This window comes from Propionibacterium cyclohexanicum (genome assembly GCF_900111365.1).
In the GTDB taxonomy this organism is placed as follows: domain Bacteria; phylum Actinomycetota; class Actinomycetes; order Propionibacteriales; family Propionibacteriaceae; genus Propionibacterium; species Propionibacterium cyclohexanicum.
Genome location: NZ_FOGZ01000015.1, coordinates 62,232 through 72,963, shown reverse-complemented (window position 1 = coordinate 72,963; position 10,732 = coordinate 62,232). Strand labels below are relative to the sequence as shown.

7 protein-coding genes, 1 tRNA gene and 1 pseudogene are annotated in these 10,732 nt (G+C 66.2%); 3 read left to right on the top strand and 6 right to left on the bottom strand.

Annotated elements, in window-relative coordinates; genetic code table 11:
- Window positions 1-79: 79 nt before the first annotated feature.
- From BMX93_RS08285 to BMX93_RS08265, 5 genes are all read right to left on the bottom strand, one after another.
- Window positions 80-823, bottom strand: a complete 744-nt coding sequence (locus tag BMX93_RS08285) for an SLBB domain-containing protein (protein ID WP_245725800.1) — start codon at window positions 821-823, stop codon at window positions 80-82.
- 84 nt (window positions 824-907) lie between these two features.
- On the bottom strand, window positions 908-2,620 hold the full coding sequence (locus tag BMX93_RS08280) for an NAD-dependent malic enzyme (RefSeq protein WP_091969948.1): 1,713 nt from the start codon (window positions 2,618-2,620) through the stop codon (window positions 908-910).
- A 67-nt stretch (window positions 2,621-2,687) separates the two neighbouring features.
- Window positions 2,688-4,004 carry a dihydroorotase gene (locus BMX93_RS08275; protein ID WP_245725799.1) on the bottom strand — a complete coding sequence of 439 codons (1,317 nt, stop codon included), beginning with the start codon at window positions 4,002-4,004 and terminating at the stop codon, window positions 2,688-2,690.
- A 25-nt stretch (window positions 4,005-4,029) separates the two neighbouring features.
- The gene (gene leuS, locus BMX93_RS08270; RefSeq protein WP_245725801.1) at window positions 4,030-6,495 is read right to left on the bottom strand and encodes a leucine--tRNA ligase; all 2,466 of its coding nucleotides are present in this window, start codon (window positions 6,493-6,495) and stop codon (window positions 4,030-4,032) included.
- Window positions 6,496-6,796: 301 nt separating this feature from the next.
- Window positions 6,797-7,822 carry a DUF4192 domain-containing protein gene (locus BMX93_RS08265; RefSeq protein ID WP_091969945.1) on the bottom strand — a complete coding sequence of 342 codons (1,026 nt, stop codon included), beginning with the start codon at window positions 7,820-7,822 and terminating at the stop codon, window positions 6,797-6,799.
- A gap of 126 nt (window positions 7,823-7,948) precedes the next feature.
- On the opposite strand from BMX93_RS08265, the gene BMX93_RS08260 reads away from it, so the two are divergent.
- From BMX93_RS08260 to BMX93_RS08250, 3 genes are all read left to right on the top strand, one after another.
- The gene (locus tag BMX93_RS08260; RefSeq protein ID WP_143052858.1) at window positions 7,949-8,728 is read left to right on the top strand and encodes a hypothetical protein; all 780 of its coding nucleotides are present in this window, start codon (window positions 7,949-7,951) and stop codon (window positions 8,726-8,728) included.
- Between the two features lie 152 nt (window positions 8,729-8,880).
- Window positions 8,881-8,956, top strand: a tRNA-Ala gene (locus tag BMX93_RS08255).
- Window positions 8,957-9,086: 130 nt separating this feature from the next.
- Entirely contained in the window at window positions 9,087-9,395 is a 309-nt protein-coding gene (locus tag BMX93_RS08250; RefSeq protein ID WP_143052857.1) for a hypothetical protein, read from the top strand.
- Window positions 9,396-9,506: 111 nt separating this feature from the next.
- Here the strand turns inward: BMX93_RS08250 and BMX93_RS13555 are convergent.
- Window positions 9,507-10,610 (bottom strand): annotated as a pseudogene (locus BMX93_RS13555) (recombinase family protein); the annotation flags it as partial.
- Window positions 10,611-10,732: the final 122 nt, after the last annotated feature.

Below are 10,732 nucleotides of genomic sequence, written 5' to 3'. Positions count from 1 at the left end.
GGAACCTCCATCCTCGGAAGACCTCGACCCCTCCCCCCACACCGACGCGCCACCCGACCGCGCGACATGCCCTACACCCTCATCTATGAAGAGCCGTATTGGCCGTGGGCGCGCGCAGTTCACCGTGGGGCATCGCCTTCGTGCCGACCATCAGCTGGCATCCGTCGCACACCGGAGCGGCCAGGTTGAGATCACCGATGTCGGCGGTCTCGTCGAGGCCACCGGCAGCCGCGATCGCGTCGGCGACCCGCGCTCCCTGTTCCAGGGCATGCACCCCTGGGGAGCGCACGGCGCCTGTTACGTGGATCTGCAGCGCAGCGGGGTGTGCCGGCGGGCTGGATGAGGGCGCTCCTGGTGAGCCGGCGGCGAAGCCCTGTGGCGCGGACCCCGGCGCGCCGGGAACCGGTATTGCCCGGGCTCCCAGCACCTGGCTACCGGCGAAGAGCAGCAGGGCGGCACAGATCACCGCGATCACGGCGAGGTGGGCCCGGGCGAACTCGCGCGCCCCCCGGACGAGCGGTGGCCGATCCGGTGGGCTCAGCGCCGCAAGGGGCTCGTGCCTCTTGTCCTTGGCACCGACCTGCTCGGAGTCGACGATTCGATTGCCGCGGTGCTGCTCGAGGATTCCATCATGCTCATCACCGGTGATCCCGTCGTCGCCCTCACCAGTGATCCAGTCGTCGTCCTCGCCGGGAATTCCGTCGCCGTACCGCCCGGCCGCCGGCCTGCGCGGCGCAGACAGCGGCGGCTCGCCGGCCATGAGAAGCCTCAGACGCTCGGCAATCTGCTCGCTGTCGTGAGTGGGGAGTGGTTTGCGCCGCACGCCCCTACCGTGTCCGCGCACCTCGCGCTTCGGTCAGCTGGCCCACGGCTGGGGAAAACTACCACTGGCTGCTGGCAGCGCTGCTCACAGCGACTCGACGGCTTCCACCTCCGGGTACTCGGGACGCCACATCTGGTCGGAGATGGCTTGTACGTCGTCTTCGGGGATGACCTCGGCCAGCCCCTCGGCGACGGCCTGCCGTGCCACGGCAAGACCCACCTGCGCCGAGACCGACCGCAGCTCACTCACCGACGGCAGCAGCGATGCTCCGGGGGCGTCGCTCGGGCTCGCGGCGGCGACGGCCTTCGCAGCGGCCAGGATCATCCGCTCACTGACCCGGGTAGCCCGGCTCGTGATCACCCCAAGGCCGATTCCGGGGAAGACCAATGCATTGTTCGCCTGGGCGACGAGATAACGGACGCCGTGATGGTCCAGCGGTGCGAAGGGCGAGCCGGTGGCGATGAGCGCCTTCCCGTCGGTCCAGTCCAGCACATCGCCAGGCAGCGCTTCGGCCTTCGAGGTGGGATTCGACAGCGGCATGATGATGGGGCGGTCCTGATAGGAGGCCATCTGCGTGATGATCGGCTCGGTGAACGCTCCGGACTGGGCGGAGCAGCCGATCAGCATCGTCGGGTGGACCCGGCGCACGACCTCCGCCAGGCCGAAGCCGCCGTTCGCGGCCTCCCAGTCGGCAACATCGGCCTGGGACCGTGCATAAGGCTGCTGGAAATCGCGCATTCGCGAGCCCTCGACAATGAGGCCGCGACTGCCGAGGGCCCAGAAATGTGCACGGGCCTGCTGTGGCGTGAGTCCTTCATCGGTGAGCAGCTGGACCAGCAGATCAGAGATTCCGACCCCTGCGGTGCCGGCTCCGTAGATGACGATCCGCTGATCGCGCAATGGCACACCGGAGCGCCGAACCGCCGAGAGTGCCGCTGCGGCGACCACCGCAGCTGTTCCCTGGATGTCGTCGTTGAAGGTGCACAACTCATCGCGATAGCGGGCCAGAATGCGATGCGCATTCGCCGGGCCGAAATCCTCCCAGTGCACCATGGCATGCGGGAAGATCCGGTGCGCCGTCGTGGTGAAGTTGTCGATGAACTCGTCATAGCGCTCACCGCGCACCCGCGAGTGCCGTACTCCGAGATAGCCCTCGTCATTGAGCAACTGCAGATTGTCGGTGCCGGTGTCAAGCACGACAGGCAGCGCACGTCCGGGGTGGATGCCGGCGGCAGCTGTGTAGACCGACAGCTTGCCGACGGTGATGGCCACCCCGCCCACACCCTGGTCGCCGATGCCGAGGATCCCCTCAGAATCGGTCACCACGATGAGGTCGACATCATCAGGGCTTCTCCCATAGTCAAGCAGCGATTGCTCCATCATCTCCGGGTGGTCGATGTCGATGAACACGCCGCGCGGGCGCTGGTACAGGTGGCTGTACTCCTGGATGGCCCGTCCGATCGTGGGGGTGTAGATGATGGGGAGCATTTCCTCGATGTGCTCGGACAGGAGCCGGTAGAACAGGATCTCGTTGCGATCCTGCAAGCCGCTGAGGAACACGAACCGGGCCAGATCGCTGGGTTCGGCAAGATACTGGCGGTAGAGCCGTTTGATCTGCTCGTAGACGCTCATCACCCCGGACGGCAGCAATCCACTGATGCCCAGCGCGCGGCGCTGCTCATGGGTATAGGCGGTCCCGAAATTGATCATCGGGTGGGTGAGCACGTCTCGGCCGCGGGCTGCGATCCGCATGATTTCCTTGCCATCGCGCTGCACATATTCGTAATCGCGCACCATGTCGCCTCCATGAGCAGATGTCACCGGACAACTCCGGCGATGACGCTTCTCGTGCGCCCACTCGCCATCATGTCATGGCAAATCTGGCGTTCAAATCGAAGATGGGCACGCCTCTCAGCACCGTGGCGACGACCCGCGCGTGATAGCTGCGGCGCGCATAGGGGGTGTTGTGTGCGATGGACGCCAGCTGGCGTGGATCGACCTGCCATGGCTGGTCAGGGGCGATCAGGCACAGGCTTGCGGGCCGCCCGAGCGTCAGATCGGCGCCATAGGAGTCACCCAGGCGAAGAAGCTCGGCTGGACGGTCCGACATGCGCTGGGCCAGCTGGGCCCAGCTCATCTGGCCTGTGCGCACGAACAGGTCCGCAACGACGGCCAGTGCGGTCTCGAGCCCCAGCATGCCATTGGCCGCCTGGTCCCATCCGCATGCCTTGGCGTCGTCGGGGTGGGGGGCATGGTCGGTTCCCACCATGTCCAGCGTGCCGTCGAGGAAGGCCGAGCGCACTGCTGCGACATCTGCCGGGCTGCGAAGCGGCGGATTGACCTTGAAGGCCGGATCGAGGCCGGCAGCATCCTCGACGGTGAGCGCGAGGTGATGGGGGCTTGCCTCGGCTGTCACGGGATAACCCATCGACTTGGCCCAGCGCACGACCTCGACGCCACTCGCGGTCGACACATGGCAGACGTGCAGCCGGGCCCCCAGTTCAGCGGCCATGATCGCATCGCGGGCGATGATCACCGACTCCGCCATCTTCGGCCAGCCGGTCTTGCCAAGGCGTGCGGCCAGCTCGCCGTCGTCGAGCTGGGCGCCGACAGTGAGCAGCGGATCCTGGGCGTGCTGGGCAAGCACCGCACCGGCATCGCGGATGGCGATGAGGGCGTCGCGCATCACATCGGAGCGTGCGACGCAGTGGCCGTCGTCGCTGAACATGGCAACGTGGGCGCGGCTCGCTGCCATTGCTGCGATCTCGGCCAGTTCCTCGCCTTGCTGCCCCTTGGTGACGGCGCCGATGGCGTACAGATCGGCACCGCCCAGGGCTGCCGCCGTGTCGACCTCGTACTCGACGATTCCGGCGCTGTCGGCGACCGGGGTGGTGTTCGGCATCGCGAAGACTGCACCATAACCCCCCGCGGCAGCCGCTCTCAGACCGGAGGCGATGGTCTCCGAGCGGCCGCTTCCCGGATCACGCAGGTGGGTGTGCGGATCGACCAGGGCCGGTAGCGCGACCAGACCCGTGCAGTCCACGACAGGGGTGCCCTGCGGCGCCTCAGCCGGATCATCGAGCCGACCCCGGTGCAGGTAGAGCTCCCGCTCACCCTGTCCGAGAACGTCGACGCCCCTCAGCAGCCAGTCCATACCGATCCTCTCGTCACGCGGTGGCATGATCCCAGCTTTGTGCGATCCGGGCTCAGGCGCCTGGAACGATGCTCACGAGCCGGGGCAATTTCACGATGGTCTTGAGCACCGGCCGTCCGGCCAGAGCGCGTTGCACGTTGTCGTCGGCCAGTGCGGCCGCGACTGCCTGCCGCTCGCCGATCTGGGGATCGACCTGCAGCTTCGCCCGCACCTTGCCCTGGACCTGGACGACGAGGGTCACCTCGTCGGCGGCGAGCAGCGCCGGATCCGCAGAGGGCCACGTGCTGTTGGCGATAGAGGGCTCGTGTCCGAGTGTTTCCCACATCTCCTCGGCGACGTAGGGGGCGAACAGGCTCAGCGCCTGGGCGATGAACTCGGTCGCCTCCCGCACCGCGGGATCAGCACCGCCTGCGCCCGGCGCATCGAGGGTCTTGCGGGTGGCGTTGACCAGCTCCATGATGCGGGCGACGGCCACATTGAACCGGCCGGATTCGATGAGTTCGCCGATGGTGCTGATGGCCTTGTGGGTGGCCTTGCGCAGCGTCGGATCGCCGCTGGCGGGGTTGCTGCCGGGCCGCGAGCTCACCTCGAGGGCGAGACGATGGGCCCGTTGGAGGAAGCGCAGCGAGCTTGCCGGAGAGACATCGGCCCAGTCGATGTCGTCCTCGGGGGGGCCGGCGAAGACCACGGTGAGGCGAACCGCGTCGACGCCGTAGGCATCGAGCTGCTGACCCAGGTCGACGCCGTTGCCCAGCGATTTGCTCATCGCCTTGCCCTCGTTGATCACCTGGCCCTGGTTGAGCAGCCGTGTGAAGGGCTCGCTGAAGTTCAGGTAGCCGAGATCGCGCAGCACCTTGGTGAAGAATCGGGAATACAGCAGGTGCATGGTGGCATGTTCGACTCCCCCGACATACTGGTCGATCGGGGCCCATCGGGCGAGGTCCTCGGGGCGGAACGGACCCTTGTCGTAGCCCGGGGAGCAGTAGCGCAGGAAATACCACGAGGAGTCCACGAAGGTGTCCATCGTGTCGGTGTCGCGTTGGGCGGGGGCCCCGCAGGCCGGGCAGGGCACGTTCTTCCAGGCCGTCGCGGCGGCCAGCGGCGAGACACCCTTGGGTGCCAGCTCCTCGCCGCGCAGGTCGGGAAGCCTCACCGGCAGCTGCTCGACCGGTACGGCGACATCTCCGCAGTGCGGGCAGTGGATGATGGGGATGGGGCAGCCCCAGAAGCGCTGGCGCGACAGCAGCCAGTCACGCAGCCGGTAGGTGACGGTGGCTTTGCCGGTGGACTGTTCCTCCAGCTGCGCGATGATCCTCTTCTTGCCCGAATCCTTGTCCGAGAGACCGTCGAGGGGCCCGGAGTTCACATAGCTGCCGTCGCCGGTGGTGGCAATGCCTGATTCGGCCGGATCGGGCTCACCGGTGTCGATGACCCGGCGCACCGGCAGGTTGTACTTCTTCGCGAAATCGAGATCACGCTGGTCGTGCGCGGGCACGGCCATGATGGCCCCCGAGCCGTACTCGGAGAGCACGTAGTCGGCTGCCCAGACCGGGATCCTCTCGCCGTTGACGGGGTTGATGGCCTCCACTCCCAGCGGAACACCGGTCTTGACGTGCTCGGTGGACAAGCGCTCGATCTCGTTGGAGCGCTTCACCTTCTCCAGGTACTCCTCGAAGCCGGGACGCTGGGCATCGGCGACGATCTCGTTCGCCAGCGCCGAATCGGGTGCGACGACCATGAAGGTCGCCCCGTAGAGGGTGTCGGGTCGGGTCGTGAACACCGTGACCGGCTTGTCACGTCCCTCGATGGTGAAGTCGACCCAGGCGCCCTCGGAGCGCCCGATCCAGTTGCGCTGCATTGCCAGCACCCGGTCGGGCCACTTGCCCTCGAGCTGGGCCATGTCGTCGAGCAGTTGCTGGGCGTAGTCGGTGATCCGGAAATACCACTGGGTGAGTTCCCGCTTGGTCACGACCGAGCCGCAGCGCTCGCACAGTCCCTCCTTGACCTGTTCGTTGGCGAGCACGGTCTGGTCCTTGGGGCACCAGTTGACGTATCCGTCCTTGCGGTACGCCAATCCCTTCTTGAAGAACTCTAGAAAGAGCCACTGCGTCCAGACGTAGTACTCCTCGTCGCAGGTGTGCAGTTCCCGGCTCCAGTCCAGGCTCAGGCCGTAGCGCTGGAAGGACTTCTTCTGGGTGGCGATGTTCTCGTAGGTCCAGCGTGCCGGATGCTCGTTGTTGCGGATTGCCGCGTTCTCGGCCGGCAGGCCGAAGGCATCCCACCCGATCGGGTGCATGACGTTGTAGCCCCGCAGTCGCCACATCCGCGCAACCACATCCCCCATGGCGTACGCCTCGGCGTGGCCCATGTGCAGGTCACCGGAGGGATAGGGGAACATGTCGAGGACGTAACGCCGCTCACGGGCGTCGTCGTCGCGGGCCCGGAAGGTTTCGTGGTCGGCCCAGTACTTCTGCCACTTCGCCTCCGCCGCCTTCGCGTCGTAGCCTGCCCGACCCACCTCCTCGGTGTGTACCTGTTCTCCCGACCCGACCTGGCTCACTGTCTTGTGCCTCCTGTGCCATTCACACCGGTGGATGTGAATTCGCTGATTTCGCGCCATGATGATCGCGTGTGCTGCCCCGACAGACAAAAACCCTGATGCCCGAGGGGACATCAGGGAGCCACGGCCAGGCGCCAGCGTGTCACCGGCATCGTGGTCGTGGCCGGCCAAGAAGCTCGACGCAACCATGCATGGCGCACAGCATAGTAGATGCACACCATTGGTCTGTGTGACCCCGAGTCCCTGACATGGTCGGGCTTCATCGTTGAGGTGGCGCAGGGCCGTCCGCACCGGTTGTGCCGATCCCAGCCATGGACGCCGACCACCTGCGCCACACGCTGGGCGGGACAGCGCCATCGTGCAACTCGCGAAGGATCGTGAGCATGGAGTAGTCGGGGTGGAGCCGCTCGCAACGGTTGACGCACTCGGTGAGCAGCGCTCCCCCGCCGCTCAGCCACGAGGCGATGCCCGACAGGCACAGGGCGGGGGCCGCATAGGGCTCCGGTGTCACTGCCACCACCCACAGCCACAGCTGCTGATGGCGCCAGCCATCCTCCAGGCTCATCGCGAGCCACGCGTGATCGCGCACCGCAATGCGCTGCACCACCGCGCCAAGCTGGGCACACCGTTGGGTGTCGGGCTGGTGCAGCGCGCCGACTGCTTCGGCCAGGCACTCGTCGACCAGCTGTATGCAGCGGCTGAGATCCCAGCCGGCGGTGTTTTCCTGGGCCTCGGCCCACCAGAAGGCGGCCTCGTCGTCGGATTCATCCGGCCCGGCGAGCATGGCGGCGACGTCCGCGCGTGAGCCCAGGACCTGGAGCCCGGCCTCCACGGCGGCCACCGTCACGGGCGAGGCATCGCAGTCCAGCACGCGTCCGGGGCTGGACTGTGGATCGTCTGCCCTGCTCGACGCCCAGTAGCGTCCGTCGTGCACCACAATGCTCTCTACGACGGTCTGAGCTGTCAGTTCCCGACGCACCTGCTCCAGTGCCGGTACGGCGCACCGCGGATTTCCGTAGGCGACGAGCAGGAAGCTGTCCGCCCCGGTGCGCTCGCACAGCAGCCCCAGGGCCGAGCCCAGCAGCTCGGTGTCGTGGCACTGGTCGAGCGCGATGGCGCAACCGGAGCGGATCAGACCCTGTGCCTCGACCATGACGACAACGCAGTTCTCGGGCCGATAGCCGAGCCAGAATGGCACGATCGCCAACAAGTCGTCGGGGCCGGACACCCGCACGCGGGCAGCGTGCTTGCTGGACTTCAGCTTCCTGGCCTGGTGTCTTCCCATGCCAGGACTGTTGGTGATCCGCTAGAGGATCGGTCAGCTCGATCACCCCTGTGCACAGCTCGCGCCAGTGGGCCAGGACGTGCACGCCGGCGCGCTGACAGCCACCGGACATAGGCTGTGGTCACCATGAGCGAGCCGCAACAGCCACACCCGACCGGGCCCGGCGGGTCGCAGGACCCGGCGTACGACGTCGACCCCTATGGTGACCAGCCGCTACCGGCACCAGGCCGTGATTCCGCGGCATGGCAGGCCTCGGCGGGGGCTGCCGGTGACCGCTCCCGGCGATATCAATCGCCCCCCTCCCCCTCGACGGCCCGGCAGGACTCGGATGTCGACGCATCGGCCCGTTCCGCGTCCGAGAAGGAACAGGGAGATACCGCCGCGATCACGGCATATCAGCTGCGCCCCCGGCGTGGTCCGATCCTGCTGGTGGCACTGCTCACTGTCGCGGTGGTTGCGGCGATCATCGTCGTGGCGACCCGCAGACCGAGCATTGACCCAAGTCCGGGCGCCGTCACACCGACACCACAGGTGAGTTCGCCGGCGGCACCTCAGCCGGCGACGAGCCCGCCGCCAGGCACCGCTTCGGTGACGAACACCATTCCTGTGTCCACCTCTGGCTTCTCGGGAACGTGGACCATCGACTCCACCACCTGGGACACGGAGGGTGTCGTCGTTCAAATGACACTCACGGCGGACTCCGGGTCACTGTCGTACATGTTCTTCGGTCTCGACAACGCGAGCACCGATCAGGTGCGGGCCACGGGACCGATGTCGGACGGCCGCATCTCGGCAGGCCAGACCCAGCGCGGCGAGATCAGGATGGACAAGCAGCGGGGCGATACGACCCTCATCCTCGCGAACTCGAGCCAGCGGCAGATCACCGCGCTTCTCATCCCTGGGTGACGCCTCTCGGCGGGCGGACCGCCATGCTGACGGCCCGGGAGGTGACTGCGGCGACCCACGCGAGGTGGCAGCCCGCCTGTTTTGTCACGACCGATCGTTCGCGCTAGTATTCTCAGGTCGCTTCGCCCGCAAGGGCGATCGATCCAACAGTTGGGGCTATGGCGCAGTTGGTAGCGCGCTTCCATGGCATGGAAGAGGCCAGGGGTTCGAATCCCCTTAGCTCCACCAAAGATGAGAAATTCGAAACTTGCCCCGCCTGATGGCGGGGCAAGTTCGTTTTTGTGCCCAGATTGGGCGGCTGTGTGGCCCTGGCTTGGGCAATTGTCACGCTGACGGCATCTGTGGGGACGTAGTCAACGTGGTCTTCGTCGTCGAGGATGATCTTGTCGAAGAGGGCTCGGTTGAGGATGCGGCGTTCAGCAGGTTCGCATCGGGCGTAGACGTCGCCGAGGTCGGTGAGGATGTCGGCGAGTTGGTCGAGGCCGTCGCGGGCGTCCTTGTAGCTGGTGGCGAGGTTCTCCAGCCGGTGTTCGATGGCGTCGAGGTTGGTGCGGATGCGGTCTTGTTCGGACTTGAGGAGGTCGAGTGGAATGGCGTCGGCGTAGTGGGCTTGGACGAGCTTGAGTCGCTCGGCGTCGAGCTTCTCCTTCTGCGTGAGGAGGAGTGAGCGTTCGTCGTCGGTGGTGGCTTCGAGCTGATCGAAGACGGTGCCGAGGACTTCGCGGACACGATCGGCTTCGGTGGCCGTGAGGCCGTTGGTGTTGTAGGTGGATTCGATCTGGTTCTCGATGCGGTCGGTGAGGATGGCGGACCTGGTGCAGCCGTTCTTCTTGCGGCGTCCGGAGCAGGTGAAGTACTCGTAGCGGTCACCCTGTTTGTCGCGGGGGCGTTCGATCATCATCTTGGCGCCGCACGAGCAGTACAGGGTGCCCTTGAGGTAGTGGTCGTACTTCTGGGGTCGTTCGCCGCGCTGGTTCTTGTCATCAAGCTGCTTCTGAACGCGCAGCCAGGTCTCGGAGTCGATCAGGGCCGTGTGGGTTCCGTCGTAGGTGACGCCCCTGAACGTGACGCTTCCCTGGTAATAGGGGTTGGTAAGGATCTTGTGTAGGGCCGTGGTCGTGATCGGCTTGGCCGGGCGCGCAGGAGTTGGGCGCGACGTGAGTCCGCGGGCTTCCAACTCGGTGGCGAGGGAGGAGAGGGTCCAGTTGCCGGTGGCGTAGGCGGTGAAGGCAAACTTGATGAGGTCGGCCCGCTCGACATCGACGGTGACGTCGCGGACTTCATGGCCTTTCGCGTCGGTGGTGCGCACGTTCAAGTATCCGAGGGGTGCCTTGGCAGGAGTGCCGCCCATGCTGGCCTTCTGGGTCATGCCTTTGAGGACTTCTTGAGCAAGGTTCAGGGAGTAGAACTCCGCCATGGAGGCGAGGATGCCGTGCATGAGCATTCCCGATGGGGTTTCATCGATGTTCTCAGTCACGGAGACCAGGCTGATGTTCGCGTCCCGGAGTGTCGCATGGATGATCGCGTCGTCGAGGCGGTTCCGGGCCAGGCGGTCGACCTTGTTGATGATGCAGTACTGGACGGGGTTCTCGGTGACGTAGTCGAGCATGTCCTGGAGGGCGCGGCGCTGCGCGGTCTTGGCGGACTCGCCGGGTTCGATGAACTCTTTGACGATGACGGCGCCAAGCTGGTCGGCCTTGCGCTGGGCGGCCTCCCGCTGGGCTGGGATGGACAGGCCTTCGTCGAGGCCGTTGCGGGTGGCCTGGTCCTTGGTGGAGACCCGCAGGTAACTGATTGCAGGCACCAGACCATCAGCGTTGTCTGGGGTCGAGGTGCGCTGGATCTGGGCGGCTGTGGCGGCGAGCTTATGCAGCTCGCCCATGTCGAGGCCAGAGGGTAGGGGTGCGAGTGTCATGGTGACCGCCTTTCACTGGACCCTGGTTAGGGTCTTGTGGGGCGCCGGATGGCGGTCACGTCAGTAAATAGGAAGAACACCCCGATTGC